Raw genomic sequence first — 24,975 nt, 5'->3', positions numbered from 1 at the left:
GCTAATAGAGGCGGGTAAAACGCTCATGTATCGTCCACAGTCATGAGCGCCATTAAGAAGCCTTCACTTTTCGTTCAAGGGTTCTTGACCTTCACGACACTTGCGTTGATGGTGGGGTGTGGAAGTACCCCCCCGGCGGTGCAGGGGCCGAGCAGCCTGCAACTGGAGGCGGAGGCGGGAAGCGCCGTGACGGAGGGGCTCTCCCCGCAGGCGAATGTCGAGGACGGCGGCGTCACGAACGGATACGTCTTCGACGACGCGGCGGCGAGCGGCGGCAAGGCGATGATGCTGCACTCGACGAACAGCGCGGTGCGCTTCACCGTGCCCAGCACGCTGGCGGCGGGCAGCTACACGGTGCGGGTGCGGGGGCGCGGGCAGAGCTACAACGGAAACCCCGTCGTGGCGCTCCGGCTGGGCACCACGGGGCTGGGCACCCAGGAACTCGCCTCGGCGACGTACGCGACGTCCACCTTCGGGACCTACGCGCTCAAGCCGGGCGACTCGCTGGACGTCGTGTTCACCAACGACGCCTACGGCGGCACGTCCTCCACCGACCGCAACGCCGTCGTGGACTACCTGATCCTCGACCCGGCGACGAGCGCGAGCACTCCCACGTCGACGTCGACGCGCAAGGTCGAGGCCGAGAGCGTGGTCACGGGGGGAGCCCGCGTCTACCGGGACGATCCCGCCGCGTCGGGGGGCGCCTACGCGGCCATCCTCGACCAGAACAACGGGCTGGCGTGGACCGTGCCGGGCGACCTCGCGGCGGGCACCTACGCGCTCTCGGTGCAGGCCCGCGAGACCTACTACCAGGGGGACGCGGCGCTCACCGTATTCAAGAACGGCGTGCAGACGTCGGTGACGCCGATCACCAACAACACGACGACCCTGAAATCCTTTGCGCTGGGCTCGCTGGCCCTCGCTCCCGGCGACCGGGTGGAGGTGCTGTTCAAGAACGACCTGTACGGCGGCGGCCTGCCGAACGACCGCAACGTGTACGTCGACTTCCTGACCGTCACGCCGGGCAGCGCGCCCGCCCCGGTGTCCGAACCCGCGCCGACGCTGGCCCCGGCCCCGACGCCCTCGCCGTCGCCCACCCCGACCGCTCCCGCCGACGCGGTGGACGTGAAGACCTTCGGCGCGAAGGGCGACGGCGTGGCCGACGACACGGCGGCGCTCCAGCGGGCCGCCGACAGCAAGAAGGCCCTGTTCTTCTCCCCAGGGACGTACCTGATCTCGAACCAGGTCAACTTCAGAGGGCTCAGCGGCGTCACGCTCTCGGGGACGGGCGCGACGATTGTCGCCAAGTCCAGCACGCCCGACACGGCGGCGCTGCTGCTGCTCGACACCCCGCGGAACGTGAAGGTGAGCGGGCTGACGCTGCGCGGCAAGGACGGCGGGAACCTCCTCGCCGCGTGGTGGCAAGACGGGCTGCGCATCCAGGGCGGCTCTGACGTGCTCGTGGACGGTGTGACGGTTTCCGAGGTCTCCGGGGTGGGCGTGGACATCCTGGCGTCCACCCGCGTCACCGTCCAGAACAGCGCCGTCTCCAAGATGGGTGCCCACGGCATCTGGGCGAACGGCTCGACCTTCCAGACCTACCGGAACAACACGGTCACGGGCCTGCTCACGGGCTCGACCACCTCGAACAGCCGCGGGATCGGCATCATGGGCACCGGCGGAAACGACTTCCTGATCGAGGGCAACACCGTGCGGCAGATCGCCAACACCGCCACAAAGACCGAGGGAGCGAGCAACGTCGTCTACCGGGGCAACACGGTCCAGGGCTACCGCATGGACGGGATCAAGATCATGGCCCTGCAAGACCGGGAGTGGAACGTGCCCACCGTCTCGAACGGCGTGATCGAGAACAACGTCGTGCAGGGCGCGGTGGGGGCCCCCGACCTCGGCGGGAGCGGGTTCAAGCTGGCCTCGGTGATCGGCGGCGCCGTGCGCGGCAACACCTACAAGGGGGTCTACGGCCTGGCCACCGCGGGGGCGCGCCCGCCGAGCGGGTACGAGGACGGGATCAACCTGGAGCCCTACAAGACCAACCCGCTTCCCCGCAACATCACCATCGAGAACAACGTCATCGACAACGCCTACGTGACCCTGCGGCTGAACGCGCAAGACAGCGTGGTGCAGAAAAACACCCTGACCCGCGCCGGGCAGCACGTCGTGGTGGTGCAGCCGAACTCCACCGGCAACCGCCTGCTCTCCAACACGCTGTCGGGCGGCGCCGGGATCAACACCATCCTGCTCACGGGCGCGGCCAGAAACACCTTCCAGGGCAACCTGTGGACGAGCCCCGACGCCGGGGTGTACTCGGAGGCGAGCGCGAACACGGGCAACGTCTTCACGAGCAACGACTTCGCCGCCACCCCGAAGCCGGTGCGCGTGCTCAACGTCTCCTACACCTGCTCGGGCAACCTCGGCACGTACGTCCCCACGAACTGCCGCTGAACGACCCACCTCCCCGCCCGCACCCCCCGGCCACCGCCAGGGTGCGGGTTGTTCGTGCTCACTCCCGTTCGCCGCGGCCCCGCCGGGTCTTGGTCAAGCCTTGAAATTGGGCGGTGGCCCGCACGCCTGCGCCGGGGCCCCCGGCAAGCTGGACCCATGCTCAAGCAGACCCGGCACGGCGACCTCGTGATCCACACCTCGGACGACCCCGGGCAGCGCACCCGCGCCGTGGTGGAAGACGGGGGCCGCTACACCCTGGTGGAGACCCTGGAGGCGACCTACACCGAGAACGAGGGGGCCGCCTACAACCCGGGGCAATTCCTGGAGACGGTCGCCGACTACTACCGCCAGGGCCGGGGCCAGCCCGTCGGGAGCCCGGGGGCGGCGCTGGGCGAGGGCGGGTAGGAGGGCCCCCGCTCCCCGGCGGGAATGCGGGAGGCGCCCCCCTGCCTGGGCAAGGGGGCGCCTCCCGGAGAGACGGACGGGCTTCAGGGCGCCCGCAGCGCGGTCCAGGTGGAGTCCACCTGGGTTCTGCGGTAGATCAGGTCGTCGGTGCCGCGCGCCAGGGTGGTGAGCCGCCCCGCCGAGTCGGGCATCGCGCCGATGAGGGCCACGAAAGACCCGCCGAGGTTGGTCCAGTCGAGCCAGCCGCCGTTCGGGCTGCCCTGCCGGACGCTCTGGACGCTGCCGCCCACGCTGCGCACCGTCGCGACGATGATTCCGTCTGGGGTGATCGTCACCGCCGGGGAGCCGCTGAACTGCACGTCGCCGAGCTTGCTCCAGCCGCCCCAGCCTCCCGAGGGCGTCTGCCAGCGGTGGTAGAGCTTGTCGTCGCTGCCCCGCACGAAGACCTCCAGGCGACCGTCCTGGTTCGCCCCGGTGACGGGATGGACCCCGGCCCCGAAGCTTCCTCCCAGGGACTGCCAGGCACCCCACCCGCCGTTGGGCGCGGTCTGCGAGACGGTGTAGATGGCGCCGTCCGTGGCGCGCACGAAGAGCACCAGGCGCCCAGAACGGTCGAGGGCGACCGCCGGGTTCGAGGTGAACTTCGGCCCGCCGATGCCCACCCAGTTGCCCCACTCCCCGTTCGGCGCGAGCTGCGACTTGAGGTAGACCTGGCCGTCGTTCCCCCGCACGAAGACGCTCAGGGCGCCGCCCGACTGCCGGGCCGCCACCGGGACCGAGGACACGACGCCTCCCAGGCTGACCCAGTTGCCCCAGGCCCCCCCGCTGCTGAGCTCGGTCTTCACCATCACGCGCCCGTCGTTGCTGCGCTCGAAGGCCACGAGGCGCCCGTCGGCCATACCGACCACGTTGGGGGGGGCGGGGTAGTTGCCCTTCAGGTCCTCCCAGGCGCTCCAGGTGGCTGCGCCGGGGCTCGTCTGCACCATCTTGAGGGGGCTGCTGCTGCGGTCGCCGATCACGAAGGCGGCCAGGCGCCCGTCCGCGAGGCGGGCCAGGGTGCCGCCCTGGGTCACGTCGACATGGAAGTACTGCCGCCAGCTCCACTCCACGTAGAAGCCGCCGGTTCCGCCCGGCACCACGCAGGCCACCCCGCCGGTCGGGGGGCAGATGATCGGGTCGTAGCCCGCGTACGTCTTGAAAGCCCCCAGCTTGGTGTCGAACTGCTCGGTCGTCACGTTGTACGGCTCCGCGCCGATGTTGTAGTCGCGGTGCTGCACGGTGACGTGGGGGGCCGCGTAGGCCCTGTCCGCCGCGTCGCCGAAGCGTCCGGCGGCGATGTGATCGGGGTGCTCGTTCCGGGTGCCGTACACGACCGGGGCCGTATCCTGGAGGTGGACGTACTTGGCCTCCGACACCGTGAGCACGTTGGTCAAGACGCCCAGCACCTCCTGACGGGTGAAGGTGTTGGAGTTGTCGAGGGCGGTGGCGGCGAGGGTGGGGTCTGTCGTCTCCCACAGGGCGCGCATGGTCACGCCGCTGCTGCTGCTCTCGCGCAGGCGCAGGAACATCAACCTCACCCGGGGGTTTCCCTGCAACACCGAGGTTCGGATCGCCTTCCCGGCGAAGGGGTAGATCTGCTGGGTCCAGGCGTTGGGCACTCCCGCCATGCGGGCGTAGGTGTCGCGCTCGCCGTCCTCCCGGCTGCGCCAGTACTGCTGGTAGTCCAGCCCGTACTGCCGGGTCCCGTACTCGTTGTCCCCCGCCGTCAGAAATACCGTGACCACGCAGTGCTTTTGCGAGATCGCCGTGGCGATGTCCGGGTTCATGAACAGGAGATCGTCATCCTGGTGGGCCACGAAAAAGACGTCCTGCGCGTCGTTGCACAGGTCGGGCGCGAAGCTCAGCGACTGCACGAAGGGCAGGGTCGTGATCTCGAAGTTGGAGGTCGAGTCGGGGGGCATATAGGCCGAGAGGCCGCCCTTCGGCGCGCTTCCCGAGGGACCGGCGGGCACGTCGGAAGACGGGTCGCTACAAGCTCCCAGCAGCAGGGCGGTGAACAAAGGGACGGCCAGGAGACGAAGACGGGGCATAGACGATGACCTCCCAGGGGGAGAACCAAAGCGTCCGGGTCCGGTCTCACCATTCGCTCTTCCGCCCCCCTTGGTGACCGTGCGGTGGAGGCGGCCTCGTTGCTACCCGATAATTCACTCTAGGCTAACTGGCGCCTCATGTAAATACCCCGCAGGGACCGGGAGTACCAGGGCGCGGAGGCTACCCGCCGCGGGACATGGCCTCCAGGTGCGGCAGCATCCGGTCGACGACGCGCTGCCAGGTGAAATTCTCCTGGACCCGCGCGTAGGCGTGGCGGCCCAGTTCGGCGGCGAGCGCGGGGTCACGCAGGAGTTCGAGCATGGCCGCCGACAGGGCCGGAACCGAGCCCTGGTCCACGAGCAGGCCGGTGCGGCCCTGTTGCACGATCTCGGAGGCGGGGCCGACGTTGAGCGCGACACAGGGCAGGCCGTGGCCCATCGCCTCGCAGAAGACGTGGCCCCAGGGCTCGAAGGACGGCATCACGAAGAGGCGGGCCCGGGCGTAGAGGTCGGCGAGCGCGGCGCGGTCACGGACGCGTCCGATCCACCGCACCCCCGGCTGGGGCGCGGCCTTGGGAAGGCGGGGACCCACGATCCAGAGTTCGGCCTCCGGAAGCTGCGACCGGACCTCCTGGAAGGCCCGCAAGACGTCCAGCCCCCCCTTGCGCTCGAAGTCGATGCCGACGAAGAGGGCCACGGGCTCGTCGTAGCGCTTGCCCTCCAGCGACGGGGCCATCAGGTTGGTGCCCGCGCCGACCCGGACAACCCGCCCCGGATCGCAGCCGTAGTCTTCGGTAAGCGAGCGGGCCGCGAAGTCGCTCCAGGGAAAGAGCCGCGCCGCGCCCCGGTACACGTCCCCCTCCAGGCGCAGCCACTCGTCGGTCGCCCGTTTCGAGAGGGGGTGGTCGACCGGGTAGTAGCGGCGCGACATCTCGAAGGTGGCGTCGAGGTACACCGCGTAGGGCGGGCGCCCTGGCCCGGTCCCCGGCGCGAATTGCAGGTAGGTCTGGAGAATGACGTCGTACTCCCCGCGCCGGGCGTCGAGGTACCGCCCCGCCGCCGCGGTCCTCTGCCGGAAGAGGAAGGGGTTGAAGTGCATGTTCCGGCGCCAGTTGGAGACGTTGGGCTGGAACTGCAACACCTTGTTGACGAGGTTGGCGGCGCGCGTCGGGGTGGGCGAGGTGCGCCCCACGACCTGCACCCGCTCGTCGAGCGCCCGGTAAAGGGCCGCGTTGCGCGAGAACTCCTTGCGGTGGTCGGTGATGAACTCCAGGTCGAGCCCCACGAGGCGAAGGGCCCGCGCGGGGTCGCGCACCTCGGCGCCGGCTGGCCGTTCGGTCAGCATGGGACGGCACCGCGCGGGGGGGCGAGACCGGGGGCACCCGGCACGTCGAGCGGGGTGGGTGTCCGGAAGACCCGGGCCGCCCCGCGCGGACGCCGGGCAGGTCTCCTCTCGGAACCTGGAAGAGAACGCATCGGGCAGACTGTACCGCAAGACGGGGACGGCAGGGCACCCCTTTGGGGAGCACCCCCACCCGGGGGCAGGGGCGGCGTCCTCAGCACGCGTCAGCACTCATTTGCACGGCACCCGCCCACTCCCCCCACGATGGGCTGCGGCACGCCCGCGCCGAATGAATTGCCCTTCACGGTCGTGCCGGGGTTGTCGTTGTCCGCGTAGAGGCCCGTCCCGGGATGGTTGGCGAAGCGGTTGTTCTCCACGCGGGTGCGGGCGACCCCACGGTCGAGCAGCACGCCGATGGCGGGACCGTCGAAGGTGTTTTTCGCCACGGTGACCTCGTTCGCCGACACGATCAACCCGGTGCGCGCCCAGGGGTCACGGCCCCGCACGGTGTTGTCCCGGAAGACCGTGCCGCTCGCCTCCAGCCTCACCCCGCGGCGGGTGTCGACGATCTCGTTGCCCTCGACCAGGATGTCGCGCGAGGTGGGCCCGCTCTGGTAGGCGTTCACCCGAATGGCGTCCTCCTCGAAAAAGGAGCCCGGGCGGTAGGTGCTCTCGATCCGGTTGCCCGTGATCCGGCCCCCCTGCACCGAGTGAAACAGGATGTACGAACTCCCGTCGGAGGCCCAGGGGTGACGGTTGAGGATGGTGTTGTTCTCGACCACCGCGTCTGACACCGCCGTGGTGTGGCCGGGCCGAGGCATGACCTTGATGCCGTCCTTGCCGAAGACGTCGATGGTGTTGCCCCGGTAGGTCGTGTGGTCAATGCCCTCGGTCTTCGTGGCGGTGTTGGAGAGGTTGCGCAGCACGTTGCCCTCGGCCAGGAAGGTGTCTCCCCCGTAGCCGAAGATGCCGATGCCGGGGGAAAAGCGGTACTTCGCCGGGTCACCCAGCCCCGTGACCGTGTTTTTCAGCACCTTCACGTCGTTGCTCATGGACGTCTCGATCCCGACCGCGTACGCCTCGTTCACGGCGTTGCGCTCGATGGTGACGTTGCTGCTCCGCTCGACGGAGATGCCGATGGAGTGGGTCCGCTGCACGCTCAGGTCGTGGAGGTGGACCCCCTGGCTCGCCTCGACCTGGAGACCGTCCACCCGGCTCGACAGCGGGTCGATGTTGTAGTTCGGCTTGCCGACGAAGGTCAGGTCGCGCACCGTCAGGCCGCTCGCGTTGGTCAAGGTGAGCAGGCCGCGGTCCTCGACGGGCGTGAAGTCGTCGCTCGCCCGCAGCGTGGCGCCGGAGCCGTAGACGACCTGATTTTTCAGGCCGTCGAGGCGAACGGGGCGGCGCAGCAAGTAGGTGCCGGGCGGGAAGTAGATGTTCTTCCCGCCCGCATTGCCGATCCGCGCGAGGACCGCCGAGTCGTCGGTCACGCCGTCGCCCTTGGCCCCGAAGGTCTTCACGTTCAGGACATTCTCGGCGGAGGCGGGCGGGGCCGCCGCCACGAGCGGGGTGAGGTCGAGGCGGTCCACGACGGCGTTGCGGTCCTTGGTGCGCGCGCCGCCGTACGCGTCGTTCACGAACACGACTTCGAGGCGCTGCCCAGGGCGCAGATCGACCTCCGCGAGGACTTGCGTCGAGTAGGCCTCCCCCTGCACGGTGGCGGTGGCGACCCGGCGCCCGTCGAGGCGCAACTCGACGGTGGGCCAGCCCTCGAACGCCTCGCCGCGGGCACGCAGACTCACGGTATAGGTGCCCGGCCTCAGGTGGTCGGGGAGAAGCTGCCGCACGGTACCCCCGTTGCTGGCGAGCATCACGGCCTGGCCGCCGCTGGCGGCGCGTTCGGACAGGACCCAGGCGGCGCCCGCTCCCGGCTGGGTGGGCAGCGGCTGGTTGTCCGGCCCCTGCGCTCCCTCGGCCTCCAGTGGCCACTGGGAAGGGTCCGGCGCGCTTTGGCCCGTCTGGAACAGCAGGGCGCCTCCCGCGATCAATCCGCCGAGCACCCGCAGGGTGCGGGCGGCAGTCGAGCGGGCGGGGGGGGCGCGGCGTGACGAGGAATGTGGTGGTGTGGAATTCGGCATGGGGATGCAGGGCCTCCAGGGTTAGGCTTGGACACAGGGGGAGCTTGGAGCGCGACAATACGCCTGAGAAGTTTCTCACGTTTTCCGATGAGGAACTTGCGTCCCGGGGACGGCCAGCTTTCCAGGCCGGGGCCGGACCCGCGTATGCCCCGCGCCGAAGGGGCGAGACCGCTCCCCTTCGCCTGGAAGCGGTCTCGCCCCTGATCCGGACGCCGGGGCTCAGGGGGTGAAGGCCCCCACGTTGAACCGGACGTCGAACTGCCCCCCGGGCAAGACGGTGGTGACGGGGGCGGTGGTGTCGAGGCTCAGCGCGTGGACGGCGACGTAGGACGTGTTGCCGGGCGTCAGGCCGGGCGCCGGGATGACCGCCGCGGCGTTCTTGACGTACAGGGGCGGCTGGAAGCCGATCACCTCGGCGAGGTAGCTTCCCCCCGGCGTCACGTCGTCCCACGCGGCTGTGACGGACGAGCCGTCGTACTTCGTCACCCGGATGTTGGTGGGCTGGGCCGACGAGTTTGTGAGCGAGGTGATCCGGGCAGAGGAGACCCACTCCTCGCCGTCGACGTTGAACCTCACCGCGTAGTCGCCGATCACCGCCGGGAGGGTCCCCGTCTTGGTCCAGCCGAACTCGAACCAGTGCAGGCCCGTACCGTCCCCGTTGGGGAAATAGGTCGACACGGCGGGAGCGAACGCTGGGCTTTGACCGCCGCCCCAGCCCGCCGGGCCAGTCACGGTGAAGCTGACCTGGGCCGGATTGCGCCCGGTCTTCGTGCGGTAACGGAAGAACATCGCGGTGTCGGAGCCGCCGTCACGGATGCCCGCGAAGACCTCCAGGCCGTACGTCCGCAGGGTGGCCGTCCTGTTGCCCGCCACCCCGTCCACCATGGCTCTGATGGTCGTCTCCCCGAAGTGTTTGGCCGTCACCACCCCGTTGGCGTCGATGCTCGCCACGTCCGGGTTGCTGGACTCCCACGTCACGGTCTTGCCCGTCAGGACGCTGCCGTCCTGGGCCTTGGCGACGGCGGTGAAGCGCGTGGTCGTGGCCGTGTCGTTCAGCTTCACGTTGAGGTCACTCGGGGCCGTGACCTCGACGGTCGCCACCGCCGAGGGGGTCCGGGTGCCGTTACAGGCGGCCAGCAGGAGCGAGACGCCGGTGACGAGCGCGAGGATTCGGAAGTTTTTCACGGTTGACCTTCTTTCCGGGCAAGGCCGGGGCAGACGGGAGTCGGGACTCCCTCGACTTGAGCGGGTCGGCGAGGCGACACCTGAAGCCTCGCCCTCCCTCCTAGTGGTTCTCTCGCTTCCCCGAAGTGTAAGACGGCACCGAAATGAGCGACGGTAACTCAGCCGTAGCCCGGTTCCTGGGCTGCGGGCCCGACAAAGGTCTCCCCACGCACAGGACTCGGCGTGGGGAGGGGGACAAAGGGGGCCGGTCAGAACTGGTAATAGAGGAAGGTGCTGTTCGCGCCGTTCATGAAGAGGTAGGCGAGGAGCAGGCTCAGGGCGTACACGGGGGCCCAGCGCACCGTCTTGGGAAAGCGGATGTCCCAGGTTTCGGGCAGGGTGTTCACGGCCACGAAACACAGCACGCACATCACCATCAGGGTCTGGGGCACGTCGCCGTTGCCGGTGCCGATGCCCACCATCTTACCCAGCCAGTCGAGGGCCATCGGCAGGCTCTCGGCGCGGAAGAACACCCAGCCGATGATCACGAGGAGGAAGGTGGACCAGCGGTAGAGCAGGGGCGGCCAGCGCGTGAGCCAGGGCTGGAGGGCGCGGTCGATCACCAGCAGGAGGCCGTGGTACGCCCCCCAGATCACGAAGGTCCAGTTCGCCCCGTGCCACAGCCCGCCGAGGAGCATCACGATGATCAGGTTGACGTTCGTGCGCGTGGGTCCCTTGCGGTTGCCGCCCAGGCTGATGTAGAGGTAGTCGCGCAGCCAGCTCGACAGGCTGATGTGCCAGCGCCGCCAGAAGTCACCTATGCCGAGTGCCCGGTAGGGCGCGTTGAAGTTCTGCGGAATGCGGATGCCGAAGAGGTAACCGAGGCCCACCGCCATGTCCGAGTACCCGCTGAAGTCGAAGTAGAGCTGGAAGGTGTACCCCAGCGCCGCCATCCACGCCCCCAGCATGGAGAGGTTTTCATGGTTGGCGAGCATGGGATCGACCATGCGCGCGATGGTGTCGGCGATGATCACCTTCTTGATCAACCCGACGGCGAAAAAGCCCACGCCGAGCGCCATCTGATCGGTCTGGGGCGGCTTGTCGATGCGCTCGAGGTCGGCCTCGATCTGCCGGAAGCGCACGATGGGCCCGGCGACGAGCTGGGAAAAGAGGCTGACGTACGTCAGGTACTCGAAGATGTTGCCCGTCGCCCGCACCCGGCCCGCCGCCACGTCCACCACGTACGAGATCGTGTGGAAGGTGTAGAAGCTGATGCCGATGGGCAAGATGATGTTCAGGAGGGGCGGCGCGATGGCGGGGTCGACGGCGTGCAGGCTCTCGGCGAAGAAGTTGTAGTACTTGAAAAAGCCCAGCAGCGCGAGGTCGACGCAGATCGTGCCGATCATCCACGCCCGCTTGGTCCTCTGCTCCTGGGCCCGCTGGATCATCAGGCCAGAGCCGAAGCTCACCAGGCTGGAAAACAGCATCAGGAAGCAAAAGCGCCAGTCCCAGTACCCGTAAAAGATGTACCCGCTAATGGTGAGCAGGATGTAGCGGGCCTGTTTTTCCCGCAGCAGCCAGAACAGCGCGAAGACGATGGGGAGGAAAGCGAAGAGGAAGATGTCGGAATTAAAGACCATTCGGGCTCCCCTCGGCGGTCAGCGGCGTCTTGAGAGACGAGGTGGGGCGGCCCGTTCCGGACGTGTCCTCTCCCTCGCCGAGCAGGCGGCTGCTCAGCAGCTCGGCGCCTCTGTTGTCGATGTGCGCGCAGTCGTACCAGTCCTGCGCGTTGCTGCCGAAGCGCTCGGGCGAGGCGTAGTCGCGCACCGTCACCCCCGTGCGGCGGCTGAGTCCTTCCAGGGCGGCGCGGGTCTCGGCGAGGAGCGCCGTGTAGCGCGTCTGGCTGGCGAGCAGCTCGGTGGTGGCCGGGTGAAGCGGGGAAATCCAGATCTCGACCTCTCCGCCGCCCTGCTGCACCTCGCGCACGAGCGTCTCGATGTAGCCCCAGCGCTGGGGCGAGAGTGAGCGCATCCCCCCGTAGATGCTGAGGTAGCCCGGCAGGCAGGCGCTCACCTCCCGCGTGAGGTCGAAGGTCCCGGCAGCCCGCTGCTGCTCGCGGCCCGGGTAGTGCAGGTAGCCGTTGGCCGTGAACTGCATGAAGGGCACCCGTTCCTCCGAGCGCGCCGCCGACGCGACCACCCGCAAGGTGTCGCGCAGGTAGTCCACGGTGAACATGTCCTTGAAGCGGCTTACGCTGGCCGACACGCCGACGAGCGCGGCGCCTCCCTGCCCCTGGCTCAGCATCCGCCGCAGCTCGGGGTTGTGGCGGAAATTGGTGAAGTACATGTTGTCGTCGTGCAGCGCCTCGACGTCGAGGCCGAGCATAACCCGCCGGATGGGCGCCCCCTGCGCCCTCGCCCAGCGGTAGATCGAGAGGTAGTCCTCGGCCTTGGCCGCGTCCACCGTGAAGTTGAAAAAACGCAGGCCCGTCCGCTCGCTGAAGACCGCCGGGTCGAGCTTCATGGTGCGGCTGGACCCCAGAATCAGACCCTCGACCGGCGCCTGCGCCTCGAAGGTCCGGAAGAGGTCCATCTTCTGGCGGCGGGCGTCCAGCGTGACGGTCGGAAAGCGCCCTCCCCCGAACTGCCCGCGCGGGTCCACGTACCACAGCACGGCGCCCAGGGCGAGCGTGAAGACCAGAATCCAGCCCAGCACCACCCTCAGGAAATGCATGGTCGCCCCTCCGGGGACCGGGGCAGGGTCCACCCCGCGCGGCGGCCCTGATGGGGAGCGGTGGGCCGTTTCTGTCTGCCGTGCTGCAAATTCATGTTCACCTCGGAGGATGCCGTGACCACCTGGACGCACGCCGGGACCCGTCTGGGGACAGACGTGGGGCCTGACGCGGGCTGGGAACGCTCGGGGAGTCGCTCGCCAAAGACGCCGCACCCGCGACACGGTCAGTATCGATTTCCTGCGACCTGAGCCACGGTTGCTCAAGGGGAGGGGAACGGGGGGACTCGCCCCACAAACGACGTGGACGCCCTTCCTGACGGGCGCCCACGTTCGGCGCGGTGTGCGTCGGTGGCCCGGACCCCGGGCAGGGTCCTTCCCGGCCTCAGTCGCCCGGCACCCGGGGGGAGCCAGACCGCGGCGTGAAGAGGCGGCCACTCGTCGCGGTAGCGGTGGTTTTGACGTTGGGCTGCGCGAAGCCCTCCCAGGCGCCCCGGGCCACGGCGCGCGCGCGCCCCCATTGCCCGCGCAGCACCCGTTTGGCGAGGTGGAAGCCCGGCCCCGCGAGCAGCGGCACCAGGGGAACAGGAGCGTGCTTGCGGAAAAAGCGCACGGCGCTGCGGGTGAAGTTCAGCTCAAAGGTCTCGCTCTTGTGGGTCCGGGAGTTGCCCTCTCCCATGCTCGCGCTGCCGATGTGCCAGACCCGCGACCCCTGCGCCACCGCGAGCTGCCACCCGGCGGCGCGCAGCCGGAAGCTGAAGTCGGCGTCCTCCCAGTACATGAAAAAGCCCTCGTCGAACAGGCCGAGCCGCTCCAGCACCGTGCGGCGGACCAGCCAGCTCGTGCCGCTCAGGAAGTGCAGCCGCTCCTGAGGCACCGGGCCGAAGTAACCGTCGGCGACGCCGCCCCACAGCCGTACGAAGCCGCCGCCCCAGCACTGCACCCGTTCGGGCGGGTCCATGTCGTAGAGCACCGAGGCCGCCGCGCCCACCCGCGGCCCGGCCTCCAGGGTCGAGACCAGGGAGCTCAGGGCAGGCGGGTCCACGAGCGTGTCGTTGTTCAGGAACCAGACGTACTCGGCCCCCTGCTCCAGGGCGCGCCGGGCCCCCACGTTGTTCGCGGCGGTGAAGCCCACGTTCGGCGTGATCTCCACGAGGTCGAGGTCCGGCCAGCGCTCACGCAGCCGGGCGAGCGAGTCGTCGGTGGAGCCGTTGTCCACCACCACGACCTGGAAGGCCGGGTAGTCGAGGCGGCGCAGGGAGTCCAGGCAGGCGTCGGTGAGGCGCCAGCCGTTGTAGTTGATGAGCACGATGGTGACGGGAGGGTGGTTCATGAGCGGCCTCGGGGGAAAAGGAAACGTGGATTCACGCGGGTTGGAGGTCGGGGGTCTCGGGGGACGAGACGCGCTGCGGGCGGGCGGCGCGGGCACTCAGGTACGCCGCGCACAGCCCCACCATGAAGTTCCAGTCGGGAGAAGTGAACACGATGGTGTAGCCGCCCACCAGGGCGATAAAGAGGGTGGTGAAGGCGAAGGGCAGCACCCAGCGCCCCCGGGCCCACAGGGCCCTCACGAGCGGCTGCACGATGCCGAACGCCACCAGCAGCCCCAGCCCCACGTAGCCGAAGGTCCACAGAATCGAGTGGTACGAGTAGTGCAAGTCGTTGGTGGCGCCGATCAGCAGATCCGGGTTGCTCGGGATCAGGGTGTTCGTGCCCACCCCCCACACCCGCTCCGCGTCCGTGTTCACGAGGCTGAAGGCCAGGTCCACCTGCCGCTCGCGCCAGGTGATGTTCGCGCGGTCGAGGGTGAGGCGGTCGGAGCGTTGCAGACCCGAGAGCGAGTCGCCCAGCGAGGCGCCGAGCGACGAGAAGGACAACACCAGCGTGAGGGCGCCGAGCACGACGACGCCGCCGAGCGCGATCCGGGCGAGGCGAAACTGCGCGACGGGACGTTGCAAGACCCGCACGAGGACGTACAGCACGGTCAGCAGCACGGCGAAGATGATCGTGCCGCGCGAGAACGTCACGAGCAGGGCCGCGAAGAACAGGCCCACCTTGAAGACCTCCGGCCACAGCCGACTGACCCGGCCCGACAGCGCGTTTTCCAGCGACATGAGCAGCCCGAGGAACACCAGGGCCATCCCGGGGTAAAAGACCCGGGCGAGGCCCCCCACCCGCTCGTAGATGCTGAAGTCGTCCGCGAAGGCCGAGCCCCCCCCACCCGCCGCCCCAGGGTGCAAACCGGGCAGGGCGAAGGCGAGCAGCGCCCGCACCGCGGCGACCAGGGCCAGCAGCATCACGACGCGCTCGACCTGCCCGTCGTCGTGACGGCGTGCCCACCACCACACGAAGGGGGCGAGGAGAAAGCCGCCGAATTTGTACAGGTAGATGAAGGCCCCGGCGGTCGACTCGCCCGTCGCCCAGAAAAAGGCGTAGTGCGCGTAAGGCAAGAGCCCCAACAGCACGAGACCGAACATCGGAACGCGCCGGGTCCGCAAGACGGTGACGATCAGCAGCAACAGGGTCAGGCCCAGCAGGCCCACCTGGGCGAGGTTCCCGAGCGTCTCGTTCAGGCGTTCGGCCAGCCCGAGCAAAGACAGCGTGCCCAGGTACAGGCTGAATAAGCCCGCGTGCAGCCAGAACTCCACTTTACGGCGCGACAGATGCACGTTCGACCTCCACGTTCTCCACCTTCAGGCGGGTGCGCAGGGTGTGGCGGCACACCAGGGCAAGCCCCGCGAGGACCACGGTCTCGCCCAGGACGACTGCCGCCGCCGTGCCGATCAACCCGTAGGTTGGGGCGAGCACGACGATCAGGAGCGCGCCCAGCACCGTTCCCCCGATGATCGCCGTGTTGAAGGGCCGGTCGAGCCCCAGCGGCAGCAGCCACAGGATGCCCAGCGACAGGTTGAGCCCGATCACCAGCGGGAGCAGCGCGAGGACCCGCAGCACCGGAACCGAGGGGGCGAACTCGGGCCCCAGGAGCACCCTCACCCACAACGGCGCGCCGAGCGCGACCGCCAGGCACAGGATCAGCCCCACCCCCCCCACCAGCCGGACGCTGACGGGCAACAGGGCCCGCGCCTCCGCCCGGCTCCCGTGCGCGATCCGGCTGAAGCGGGGATAGAGCGCCCGGGTCAGCGGTTGCAGCAGGCCCTGGGCGGCGCGCGCGATGCGGTCGGCGCCGTTGTAGTACCCCAGCAACCGGGGCTCCACGAAAAGCCCCAGCAAGAACGCACTCCCCGTGGTGGACAAAACCGCCGCCCCCGAAAATAAGAACATGCTCCAGCCCATCCTCAGCGAGGTGAGCGCGCGCCCCAGGGAAGGACGCAGCATCGGCACCTCGCGGTGCGCGAGCCACAGGGCAAGGAGGCTCGACACCAGGGCCGCGCCCCCCTGGAGGGCAGGAATCCACCACGCGTCTTGCGGCCCGCGCACGAAGACGAACAGCCCCACCGTGGCGATCACCTTGGCGATCACGTCCAGGGTGGAGGCCACGCCCGCGCGCTCCAGGCCCACGAAGTACCACATCAGGTTCGAGGACTGCGCGAGGGCCGCGAAGACGCTCGCCCAGAGGAGGTCGGGGTGGGCGCGCAGCGAGGGCACGGTCACCGAGGCGAGGAGGGCGAGCGCCACGGCAGGCAGCGTCAGCAGCAGCTTGGCGCTCATGACGCCCGACAGCAGCCCCGCCAGCCGGGCGGAGTCGCCGCGCGCGCGGGCCACCTCGCGGTTGGCGGAGAGGTCGAAGCCGTACTGCACGAGCAGCCCCAGCAGGCCCCCGAACGCCTGCGCGAACACCAGCAGGCCCAGCGCGGTCGGCCCCAGCACGCGGGCCAGGAAGGGCGTGGTGAGCAGGGGAAGCACGTACGTTGCCGCCTGCACCCCGAACAGGGCCGCGAGGTTCCCCAGAAAACCGCGCCGGTCCGACCCACGCTCTTCCATGAAACCTACGCTCCCGCGCCGGGAAGGGCGCGCCGAGGAGAACGTTCGGCGGGCACGGCCCCGCTCACGTGGGGGTCACTCACAGCACCCTCGACTCGGGCTTGGGAGCCGTGGCCGGAGTGGAGCGGCGGGCGTACCCGTACCCGTAGCGGGCCACCTGGCCGCGCGGGTTGACCTTGTTCAGCGCCACGCCGAGCACGTTCGCATTCACCAGCAGCAGGGCGTCGAGCACGCGCTGCACGCTGGCGACCGAGGCGCGCCCCGCCTCCAGCACGAGCAGCACACCCGCCGCGTGGGGCGCGAGCACCAGCGGGTCCGCCACGGCGAGCGCGGGCGGGCCGTCCACCACGATCAGGTCGTACCCGGCGCCCCACTGCATCATTGCCTCGCGGAAGGCCTCCGCCGGGAGGTGGGCCTGGGTCTGGGCGTGGACGCCGGGCGCGGGGGCGAGCAGGTGCAGGTTGTCCCGCAACCGGCGGGCCTGCGCGGTCACGGGCCGCGCCAGGGCGCCTTGCAGGTCGCGGCTCTCCTCGCCGGGGAAGGGCACGGCGCCGGGCAGGTCCACCCACTCCGCCGTCTGGGCCCCGGCCTGCCAGATGCTCGCCTGGGTGGGGCGGCGCAGGTCCGCGTCGATCAACAGCACCCGGTCACCGCTCGCCGCGCGGGCGTCGGCGATGGCGGCGCTGATGTTCGACTTGCCGTCGCCGCTGAACAGCGAGGTCACGAGCAAGACGGGCGGCCTGCGGTCCCCCTTGGGCAAGACGCTCTTGATCCCGGCGGCGAGGAAGGCCACGCTGTCCGACCAGCGGCCCTGCCTGAGCGCCACGAGCAGCGACTGGCCGCGGCGCAGCATCCGCACGCGGGGCACCTCGCCGAGCAGGCGCAGGTTAAGGAGCTTGAGGTCGGCGTCGGAGGCCACCATGCGGTTGACCGAGGACCAGACCACCAGCAGGGCGCTGAGCAGCAGCAGGACGAACGCCCCCACGAGCAGGGCGTTGCGCAGCGGCTTGGGCGCGACCGGCTGGAGGGGCACGGCGGCGGGGGCGACGACGCTCAGCGAACCCACCACCGTCTCACGCAGGGCCGTCAGGTTGTTCAGGGCGTCGAGGCGGTTGGCCCGCTGGGCCAGCAGGGTCTGTTGCAGGCTGGTCGGCGTGCCCCCCACCGGCCCCGCCGCCGCCAGACGGCGTTCGACATCGGCCAGCCGCGTGCGCAGCCCGGTGATGGCGGCGTTGACCTTCACAAGCCCGCGCTGGGCGTCCCAGTCCACGAGCGTCTCGGCGGCGAGGTTCGCCAGCCGCGCGGCCACCACCGGGTCCCGGTGCACGGCGCTGAGGGTGTAGGTACCGTTGCCGTAGATGTCGGGCTGACCCGTCACGTCGAAGACCCGCCCCCGGCCACTGGCGATGTCCTGGGCGAGGCGGTCGGCGAGCACGATGCGCTGGGCGCGGGTCAGCTCGGGCACCTCTGCCAGGCGGCGGCGCACCACGCCGAGCACGTTCTCGCTTTGCAGCGCCCCCTCGATGGCCCCGGCGGGCAGGGGCGGGGGGCTGACGGTGTTGGGGTTGAGCGCCGGGTTGTTGCTCTGGCCGCCCGCCGAGAGGATCAGGGTCTTGGCCTCGTAAACCGGGGTCTGACGGCTGGAGAGCAGGTAGGTGACGGCCCCGGCGGCCAGGGAGAGCAGCAACACGAGCCACGCGAAGCGCTTGAGGGCCCGCAGGGGACGGGAGAGATCGAGGTCGTCATTCATCGGGGGCATGGGGGCTGGTCCTCCTGGGCGGCGAGAGCGGGTGGGAAGGGTCATGCGGCGAGGTCACGGACTTCTGGGCGGGGGCGCTGCGGGAGGGACCGGGCGGTGAGCGCGAGAACCGCTGCGCCTTCCAGACTCTGCGCACGAAGACTCCTTCCCCCTGGCGGGGCGTTCCCCATCATGCTCAGGCCCGCCAAGTGATCAGCCGTTGCTCAGAAACGGGGTGCGGCAAGATGCGGCCATGAGCGGCGCAGACCGGACCCACACGTTCTCCCGGAGGCCGGCACCTCCGGCCCGACTGTGCGCCAGCCTCTGTCACAGCCCCCTCACATTCTGCCGCCACGACGAGAGTTCAAAGGAGAGCCTGTCCATGACCCACACCCGACCCGCCCGCCTGACCGGGGGCCACGCATGAAAGCCGTCATCCTCGCCGGGGGCCTGGGCACCCGCATCAGCGAAGAGAGCACCACCCGCCCCAAGCCGATGGTCGAGATCGGGGGCCGCCCCGTGCTGTGGCACATCATGAAGATCTACTCCGCCCACGGGGTCAACGACTTCATCATCCTGTGCGGCTACAAGCAGCACATGATCAAGGAGTACTTCGCCAACTACTTCCTGCACATGTCCGACGTGACCTTCGACATGCGCACCCAAAACGCCACCTACCTGTGCAACCAGGCCGAGCCCTGGCGCGTCACGCTGGTGGACACCGGCGAGGACACCCTGACGGGCGGGCGCCTCAAGCGGGTGCGGCACTACCTGGGCGACGAGAGCTTTTGCTTTACCTACGGCGACGGGGTGGGGGACGTGGACATCAGCGGGACCATCGAGTTTCACCGCAGCCACGGCAAGCTCGCCACCATGACGGTGATGCAGCCCCCGGGCCGCTTCGGCGCCGTGAACATCGAGGACGGCGGCACCGTCACCGCCTTCCAGGAAAAGCCCGACGGCGACGGCGGCTGGATTAACGGCGGCTTCTTCGTGCTCGAGCCCGGCGTGATCGACTACATTGACGGGGATCAGACGACCTGGGAGGCCGAACCCCTCAAGGGCCTCGCCCACGACGGCCAGCTCGCCGCCTACCGCCACCCCGGCTTCTGGCAGCCGATGGACACGTTGCGCGACAAGCACTACCTCGAAGACCTCTGGAAGGCGGGCAAGGCCCCCTGGAAGACGTGGTGAGAGCGTGAGATACGACTTCGCGGTCATCGGCGGGGGCATTGTCGGCCTCGCCACCGCCTATGCGCTGGGCCAGCGCTACCCCGACGCCCTGATCCTGGTGCTGGAGAAAGAAGAGGCCCTCGCCCGCCACCAGACGGGGCGCAACTCGGGCGTGATCCACAGCGGCATCTACTACGCGCCCGGCAGCCTCAAAGCGCGGCTGTGTCAGGCCGGAAACGTCAGCATCCCCGAGTTTTGCGACGAGCACGGCATCCCCTACGACCGCTGCGGCAAGGTGATCGTGGCGACCCGCCAGGGGGAGCTGCCCGGCCTGGAGAAACTGCGGCTGCGCGCCGGGGAACACGGGCTGCCCGTGCGCTCCCTGAACGCCGAGGAGGTGCGGGAGATCGAGCCCCACGTCGAGGCGCTCGCGGGCCTGCACGTCGCCAGCACGGGCATCGTGGACTACACCGAGGTCTGCCTCGCCCTCGCCCGCGAGGTGGAGGGGCGCGGCGGCAAGATTCGGCTGGGCACCCGGGTGGAGGCCCTGCACCGCGACGAGCGCGGCTACCGCATCGAGACGAACGCGGGGCCCTTCGCCACCCACTACCTCGTGAACTGCGCGGGGCTGCACAGCGACCGAATCGCGCGGATGGCGGGCTCGGACCCGGGCTGCCGTATCGTGCCCTTCCGGGGCGAGTACTACGAGCTGCGCCCGGAGAAGCGGCATCTCGTCAAGCACCTGATCTACCCGGTGCCCAACCCCGACTTCCCCTTCCTGGGGGTGCACTTCACCCGCATGATCGACGGCTCGGTCCATGCGGGGCCGAACGCGGTGCTCGCCTTCGCGCGCGAGGGCTACCACAAGACGAAGGTGGACCTGCGCGACCTCGGCGACGCGCTCGGCTACTCGGGCTTCTTGCAACTCGCGCGTAAGAACGTGGGCGAGGGGGCCAAGGAAATGTGGCGCTCGTTCTCCAAGCCCGCCTTCGTGCGCAGCCTCCAGGCCCTCATCCCCGAGGTGACGGAGAATGACGTCATCCCCAGCGAGGCCGGAGTGCGCGCGCAGGCCCTCACCCCCGACGGGAAGCTGGTGGACGACTTCCTGCTGATCGACGCGCCCGCCGCCCTGCACGTCTGCAACGCGCCCTCCCCCGCCGCCACGTCATCTCTGGAGATCGGGAAGACCATCGCCGCGCGGGTTCAGGCCCCCGCCCACCTCAAGCCTGTCCCCGTCAAAGGGCTCGGCGCCGAAGGAGTGCTCGCATGAAGATTCTCGTCACCGGCACCGAGGGCTACCTCGGCTCCCTGCTCGCCCCCGAACTCCTGCGGCGCGGTCACACGGTCGTCGCCGTGGACACCGGCTACTACAAGGCGGGCTGGCTCTACAACGGGACCGACACGACCGCGCTGACCCTGGGCAAGGACCTGCGGCAGATCACGGCCCAGGACCTGGAGGGTGTGGAGGCCGTCGTCCACATGGCCGAGCTGTCGAACGATCCCCTCGGGCAACTGTTGCCCAACATCACCTACGACATCAACCACGCGGGCTCGGTCCGGCTGGCGAAGCTCGCCAAGGCGGCGGGGGTCACCCGCTTCGTCTACATGTCCTCGTGCAGCGTGTACGGGGTGGGCGGGGCGGACTTCGTGGACGAGACCTCGGACGTGAACCCCCAGACCGCCTATGCCGAGTGCAAGGTGCTCGTCGAGCGCGACCTGCGGGAGATGGCGGACGACAGCTTCACGCCGACCTACCTGCGAAATGCCACTGCCTTCGGCGCCTCGCCCCGGATGCGCTTCGACATCGTGCTCAACAACCTCAGCGGGCTGGCGCGCACGACGGGGGAAATCCGGATGACCTCCGACGGCACGCCCTGGCGGCCCCTGGTGCACGCGCTCGACATCGGGCAGGCGATCATCGAGGTCCTGGAGGCCCCGCGCGAGGCCGTCCACAACGAGGCCTTCAACGTGGGCAGCACCCAGCAGAACTACCGGGTGCGCGAGATTGCGGAGATCGTGGCGGAGGCATTTCCCGGATGCAAGCTGTCGTTCGGCGAGAACGGGGCGGACAACCGCAGCTACCGGGTGAACTTCGACAAGATTCACGCGGCGTTGCCGAACTTCCGTTGTGCGTGGGACGCCCGGCGCGGCGCCCAGCAACTCGCCGCCCTCTTCGAGCGTATTGACCTCCAGGCCTCCGACTTCGAGTCGCGCGGCTACACCCGGCTCAAGCAGCTCGAATACCTGCTGCGCACCGAGCAGATCGACCACGACTTCTACTGGAAGGCCACCCCGGTGCCCCAGCCCGTCCTCGAAGGGAGGGGCGCGTGATCTTCACTGAGACGAAGTTGAAGGGTGCCTTCATCATCGACCTGGAGGTCCGCGAGGACAAGCGCGGGGGATTCGCGCGCACCTTTTCGCAGGACGAGTTCGCGGCGCACGGGTTGAAGGTGGAAGTCGTGCAGGCGAACCTCAGCTACAACCACAAGGCGGGCACGCTGCGCGGGATGCACTACCAGCTTCCGCCCGCCGCCGAGACGAAGCTCGTGCGCTGCACGCGGGGCGCGATCCTCGATGTGATCGTGGACCTGCGGGAAGGCTCGCCCACCTACCTCCAGCACATCGCGGTCGAGCTGACCGCCGAGAACCGCCGCGCGCTGTACGTCCCCGAGATGTTCGCCCACGGCTACCAGGCCCTCACCGACGGGGCGGAGGTCGTGTATCAGGTGAGCGAGGCGTACACCCCCGGCTACGAGCGCGGGCTGCGCCACGACGACCCTGTGCTCGGCATCGAGTGGCCGATGCCGGTGACGGTAATCTCGGCGAAGGACCAGGCGTGGACGCTGCTCTCTGAGCGTGAAGGGGTGACAACATGATTATCGTGGATACCGCCCTGCGCCACCGGGAGGCCGAGGGGCGCCCGGTGAAGGTGGCGATGATCGGCGCCGGGTTCATGGGCCGGGGCGTCGCCAACCAGATCATCAACTCGGTGCCGGGGATGGAGCTCGTCGCCGTCTCCAACCGCAATGTGGCCGCCGCCGAGCGGGCATACACGGAGGCGGGACGCACCGACTTCGTGCGGGTGGAGACGCAGGAACAGCTTGAAGACGCGATTCGCCGCGGCCAGCCCGCCGTAGCCCAGGACGCGCTGCTGCTGTGCCGCTCAGAGCAGGTCGACTGCGTGATCGACGTGACGGGCGACGTGGAGTTCGGGGCGCAGGTGACCCTGGAGGCCATCGCCCACGGGCGGCACATGGTGACGATGAACGCCGAACTCGACGCGACGGTGGGGCCGCTCCTCAAGCGCCGGGCGGACGCGGCGGGCGTGATCCTGACGGCGGCGGACGGAGACCAGCCGGGCGTGCAGGCGAACCTCTACCGCTTCGTGAAGAGCATCGGCCTGACGCCGCTGGTGTGCGGGAACATCAAGGGCCTGCAAGACCCCTACCGCACGCCGACGACGCAAAAGGCCTTCGCCGAGCGCTGGGGCCAGAACGTCCACATGGTGACGAGCTTCGCGGACGGCACCAAGATTTCCTTCGAACAGGCCATCGTGGCGAACGGAACCGGGATGCGGGTGGAAAAGCGCGGAATGCGCGGCACCGAGTTCCCCGGTCACGTGGACGAGCTGACGAAGATGTACGACGTGGACGAGCTGCGGCGCCTGGGCGGGGTGGTGGACTACACGGTGGGCAGCAAGCCGGGCCCCGGCGTGTTCGTGCTCGCCACCCACGACGATCCCAAGCAGCGCCACTATCTCAACCTCTACAAGCTGGGCGAAGGGCCGCTCTACTCCTTTTACACGCCCTATCACCTCTGCCACTTCGAGGTGCCCCTCTCGGCGGCGCGGGTGGTGCTGTTCGGGGACGCGGTGTTGCAGCCGCTCGGCGCCCCGACCGTGGACGTGATCGCCACGGCGAAGACCGACCTGCCCGCCGGGACGGTGATCGACGCCCTGGGCGGCTACCACACCTATGGTCAGTGTGAGAACGCAGATGTGGTGGCCGCGCAACGTCTCCTGCCGATGGGCCTCGCCGTGGGCTGCCGTCTGCGCCGGGCCGTCTCCCGGGATCAGGTGCTCACGTACGACGACGTGGAGTTGCCGCAGGGCTCGCTGGCCGTGGCGCTCCGCGCCGAGCAGGACCGACTATTCGCACCAGTCGTGATCAGTTGAGAATCGAAGATTAGACAGGGGGGTGGAGAAGGACCTGCTACTCCCTTGTCTTCGTCAAACGCCCTCATAAAGACTAGATAAAAGCTGATTAAGCTCGTCAGACCTGACGCGTCGTGAGAGTTTCATATTTCACATTCCATCGGGAATGAAGTACGCTCAATCCTGTGCTGCGGTGCCTCTGACGGGGCAGAAGCCACACGATACCGACCGCCGTCCTGCGGCGTCCGAATGGGTTGAGGTTCTCTCCCACTGTATCCGAAACTCACACGAATGGGGTGCGTCAGGCACCGGCGGGGGCCAGTTTGAAGAAATCCATTTCCAATCGGGACGTGGAGCGCATCGCCCACCACGCCGGGTTGACGACCGAACAGGTGCGGGCGGCGCTCGCCATGCGCGGCGACGTGTTCCCCGAGGTGCAAGACCGGGTGGCGGCGAGTGCGAGCGAGCTGCGCTACACGGTGACGGTGCGCGACCGGGTGGCGATGGCCGCCGGAACCTCGGTGGCGACGGTAAACCGCGCGTACCGGCCCGAGGCGCGGCACCTCGTCCGGCCCGAGGTGTTGCAGGCCATCGAGCGGGAGGCGGCCCGGATGGGATACACGCCCGACCCGGTAGCGCAGGCGCGGCGCACCCAGCAGAGCACCATCGTGGCCATCTGCCCCGAGATGACGCAACTGTCGAGCCCGTACCATGCGGCGATGATCCGGGCGCTCACGGAAGTCGTGACCGAGCGGGGCCTGTATCCGGTGATCACGCCCATTCCGCAGGAGCGGCTGCTGCCCGACATCGCGCAGTCGAGCATCACCAGCCTGGTGGTGCTGTGGGAGGGGCCGCGCACCGATCAGCAGGCGGCGGCGCTGCGAGCGGCGGGGCGGCAGGCGGTCTTGATCGGTCACCACGAGCGGCTGCCCAGCGTGGCGCCCGACTGGACGGAGGCCTATGAGCGGCTGACCCACCGCGCCCTGGAGCAGGGCTACGACGTGCTCCACCTGGGCTACTACAGCGAGCACCGCTGGGCGGCGAGCGCCCGGCTGGAAGGCATGGCCCGCGCGCTGGCGAGCAGCCGTCAGCAACCGCGGCTGAGGCTGTGGCTGCACTCCGACCTCGACCTCGCGCGGGCGGTCGAGGCCCTGCACGGCCAGGAGATGTTCGCCGCCGCCACCCTGCTCACGGTTCTGGCCGAGACGCCGGGCGCCCTGGAACGTCGTCCCCGGCTCGGGGTGGAGGGCATCATTCAGGAATTGACGGAAGAGGTGCGCTGCCTTCAGAAGGGCGGAAGCCAGCGGGTCGCGCTGCTCGGCTACTCGGACATGACGATCCGGCAGCTCATGTGGCAGCTCACCGTGGACGGCTCCGGGCCGCGGCTGGGTGACCACCTCGGGCTCGCGGGGCACGACAACCTCGAACCCATCATGCGCTACCTCAACCCGGTCCTCACCACCATCGCTTACGACTTCAGCGACTTCGCGGGGCAGCTCATCGACCAGATGGACCCCGAGAACGAGGGCGGCTTCACGGGCCTGCCCACCGAACTCATCCTGCGCGAGTCGCTCTGATCCGCCCGGACTCCGCCCACGCTCGCCCCGAGGGAGTGAGCGTGGGCGCTTCTGTTCGGC

18 protein-coding genes are annotated in these 24,975 nt (G+C 69.3%); 8 read left to right on the top strand and 10 right to left on the bottom strand.

The features are described from left to right. The first annotated feature begins 108 nt into the window (after positions 1–108). Together A7B18_RS15890 and A7B18_RS15885 are read left to right on the top strand one after the other, a co-directional pair. Positions 109–2,463: a carbohydrate-binding domain-containing protein gene (locus A7B18_RS15890; RefSeq protein ID WP_180970193.1), complete on the top strand. Its 2,355-nt coding sequence runs from the start codon at positions 109–111 to the stop codon at positions 2,461–2,463. A gap of 156 nt (positions 2,464–2,619) precedes the next feature. After that, a complete protein-coding gene (locus tag A7B18_RS15885; protein ID WP_102127686.1) occupies positions 2,620–2,868 on the top strand; it encodes a hypothetical protein in 249 nt (82 codons plus the stop codon). A gap of 83 nt (positions 2,869–2,951) precedes the next feature. Here the strand turns inward: A7B18_RS15885 and A7B18_RS15880 are convergent, their stop codons facing one another. The 10 genes from A7B18_RS15880 to A7B18_RS15835 form a co-directional block, all read right to left on the bottom strand. Continuing rightward, positions 2,952–4,958 (bottom strand): DUF8189 domain-containing protein, encoded by a 2,007-nt coding sequence (locus A7B18_RS15880; RefSeq protein WP_102127685.1) that lies wholly within the window; start codon positions 4,956–4,958, stop codon positions 2,952–2,954. A 181-nt stretch (positions 4,959–5,139) separates the two neighbouring features. Beyond that, a complete protein-coding gene (locus tag A7B18_RS15875) occupies positions 5,140–6,303 on the bottom strand; it encodes a glycosyltransferase family 4 protein (RefSeq protein ID WP_102127684.1) in 1,164 nt (387 codons plus the stop codon). Between the two features lie 221 nt (positions 6,304–6,524). Beyond that, a complete protein-coding gene (locus tag A7B18_RS15870) occupies positions 6,525–8,438 on the bottom strand; it encodes a right-handed parallel beta-helix repeat-containing protein (RefSeq protein ID WP_102127683.1) in 1,914 nt (637 codons plus the stop codon). A gap of 219 nt (positions 8,439–8,657) precedes the next feature. Then, positions 8,658–9,623: an Ig-like domain-containing protein gene (locus tag A7B18_RS15865; RefSeq protein ID WP_219722145.1), complete on the bottom strand. Its 966-nt coding sequence runs from the start codon at positions 9,621–9,623 to the stop codon at positions 8,658–8,660. Positions 9,624–9,871: 248 nt separating this feature from the next. Beyond that, positions 9,872–11,242, bottom strand: coding sequence for an MBOAT family O-acyltransferase (locus A7B18_RS22275; protein ID WP_102127681.1), 1,371 nt, complete (start codon positions 11,240–11,242; stop codon positions 9,872–9,874). After that, complete coding sequence (locus A7B18_RS15855) at positions 11,232–12,335, bottom strand: hypothetical protein (RefSeq protein WP_102127680.1); 1,104 nt, start codon at positions 12,333–12,335, stop codon at positions 11,232–11,234. Before A7B18_RS15855 ends, A7B18_RS22275 begins: the two co-directional genes overlap by 11 nt. Positions 12,336–12,717: 382 nt before the next feature. Then, on the bottom strand, positions 12,718–13,665 hold the full coding sequence (locus A7B18_RS15850; protein ID WP_102127679.1) for a glycosyltransferase family 2 protein: 948 nt from the start codon (positions 13,663–13,665) through the stop codon (positions 12,718–12,720). A 31-nt stretch (positions 13,666–13,696) separates the two neighbouring features. After that, entirely contained in the window at positions 13,697–15,001 is a 1,305-nt protein-coding gene (locus A7B18_RS15845; RefSeq protein ID WP_146009563.1) for an O-antigen ligase family protein, read from the bottom strand. After that, positions 14,982–16,274 (bottom strand): flippase, encoded by a 1,293-nt coding sequence (locus A7B18_RS15840; RefSeq protein WP_102127677.1) that lies wholly within the window; start codon positions 16,272–16,274, stop codon positions 14,982–14,984. The genes A7B18_RS15845 and A7B18_RS15840 overlap by 20 nt, the downstream gene beginning before the upstream one ends. Positions 16,275–16,353: 79 nt before the next feature. Beyond that, on the bottom strand, positions 16,354–18,033 hold the full coding sequence (locus tag A7B18_RS15835) for a nucleotide-binding protein (RefSeq protein ID WP_180970192.1): 1,680 nt from the start codon (positions 18,031–18,033) through the stop codon (positions 16,354–16,356). 402 nt (positions 18,034–18,435) lie between these two features. On the opposite strand from A7B18_RS15835, the gene rfbF reads away from it, so the two are divergent. The 6 genes from rfbF to A7B18_RS15805 all read left to right on the top strand — a co-directional run bounded on the left by rfbF (position 18,436) and on the right by A7B18_RS15805 (position 24,915). After that, complete coding sequence (rfbF, locus tag A7B18_RS15830) at positions 18,436–19,206, top strand: glucose-1-phosphate cytidylyltransferase (RefSeq protein ID WP_102127675.1); 771 nt, start codon at positions 18,436–18,438, stop codon at positions 19,204–19,206. Positions 19,207–19,210: 4 nt separating this feature from the next. Beyond that, positions 19,211–20,455 carry an L-2-hydroxyglutarate oxidase gene (lhgO, locus tag A7B18_RS15825; RefSeq protein WP_102127674.1) on the top strand — a complete coding sequence of 415 codons (1,245 nt, stop codon included), beginning with the start codon at positions 19,211–19,213 and terminating at the stop codon, positions 20,453–20,455. Further along, a complete protein-coding gene (locus A7B18_RS15820; RefSeq protein ID WP_102127673.1) occupies positions 20,452–21,516 on the top strand; it encodes an NAD-dependent epimerase/dehydratase family protein in 1,065 nt (354 codons plus the stop codon). Before lhgO ends, A7B18_RS15820 begins: the two co-directional genes overlap by 4 nt. Then, entirely contained in the window at positions 21,513–22,061 is a 549-nt protein-coding gene (rfbC, locus tag A7B18_RS15815) for a dTDP-4-dehydrorhamnose 3,5-epimerase (protein ID WP_102127672.1), read from the top strand. Before A7B18_RS15820 ends, rfbC begins: the two co-directional genes overlap by 4 nt. Next, positions 22,058–23,359 carry an NAD(P)H-dependent oxidoreductase gene (locus tag A7B18_RS15810; RefSeq protein WP_102127671.1) on the top strand — a complete coding sequence of 434 codons (1,302 nt, stop codon included), beginning with the start codon at positions 22,058–22,060 and terminating at the stop codon, positions 23,357–23,359. Before rfbC ends, A7B18_RS15810 begins: the two co-directional genes overlap by 4 nt. 302 nt (positions 23,360–23,661) lie before the next feature. Further along, positions 23,662–24,915: a LacI family DNA-binding transcriptional regulator gene (locus A7B18_RS15805; protein ID WP_146009562.1), complete on the top strand. Its 1,254-nt coding sequence runs from the start codon at positions 23,662–23,664 to the stop codon at positions 24,913–24,915. Positions 24,916–24,975 lie beyond the last annotated feature (60 nt).

This window comes from Deinococcus planocerae (genome assembly GCF_002869765.1).
Taxonomy (GTDB): Bacteria; Deinococcota; Deinococci; order Deinococcales; family Deinococcaceae; genus Deinococcus; species Deinococcus planocerae.
Note: the sequence above shows the minus strand (reverse complement) of the source record. Positions and strands in the feature narration are given on the sequence as shown.

Coding starts and splice junctions, on each gene's coding strand:
- A7B18_RS15890 (WP_180970193.1), top strand. CDS start 109: ATGGTGGGGTGTGGAAGTACCCCCCCGGCGGTGCAGGGGCCGAGCAGC.
- A7B18_RS15885 (WP_102127686.1), top strand. CDS start 2,620: ATGCTCAAGCAGACCCGGCACGGCGACCTCGTGATCCACACCTCGGAC.
- A7B18_RS15880 (WP_102127685.1), bottom strand. CDS start 4,958: ATGCCCCGTCTTCGTCTCCTGGCCGTCCCTTTGTTCACCGCCCTGCTG.
- A7B18_RS15875 (WP_102127684.1), bottom strand. CDS start 6,303: ATGCTGACCGAACGGCCAGCCGGCGCCGAGGTGCGCGACCCCGCGCGG.
- A7B18_RS15870 (WP_102127683.1), bottom strand. CDS start 8,438: ATGCCGAATTCCACACCACCACATTCCTCGTCACGCCGCGCCCCCCCC.
- A7B18_RS22275 (WP_102127681.1), bottom strand. CDS start 11,242: ATGGTCTTTAATTCCGACATCTTCCTCTTCGCTTTCCTCCCCATCGTC.
- A7B18_RS15855 (WP_102127680.1), bottom strand. CDS start 12,335: ATGCATTTCCTGAGGGTGGTGCTGGGCTGGATTCTGGTCTTCACGCTC.
- A7B18_RS15850 (WP_102127679.1), bottom strand. CDS start 13,665: ATGAACCACCCTCCCGTCACCATCGTGCTCATCAACTACAACGGCTGG.
- A7B18_RS15840 (WP_102127677.1), bottom strand. CDS start 16,274: ATGGAAGAGCGTGGGTCGGACCGGCGCGGTTTTCTGGGGAACCTCGCG.
- A7B18_RS15835 (WP_180970192.1), bottom strand. CDS start 18,033: ATGCCCCCGATGAATGACGACCTCGATCTCTCCCGTCCCCTGCGGGCC.
- rfbF (WP_102127675.1), top strand. CDS start 18,436: ATGAAAGCCGTCATCCTCGCCGGGGGCCTGGGCACCCGCATCAGCGAA.
- A7B18_RS15820 (WP_102127673.1), top strand. CDS start 20,452: ATGAAGATTCTCGTCACCGGCACCGAGGGCTACCTCGGCTCCCTGCTC.
- A7B18_RS15810 (WP_102127671.1), top strand. CDS start 22,058: ATGATTATCGTGGATACCGCCCTGCGCCACCGGGAGGCCGAGGGGCGC.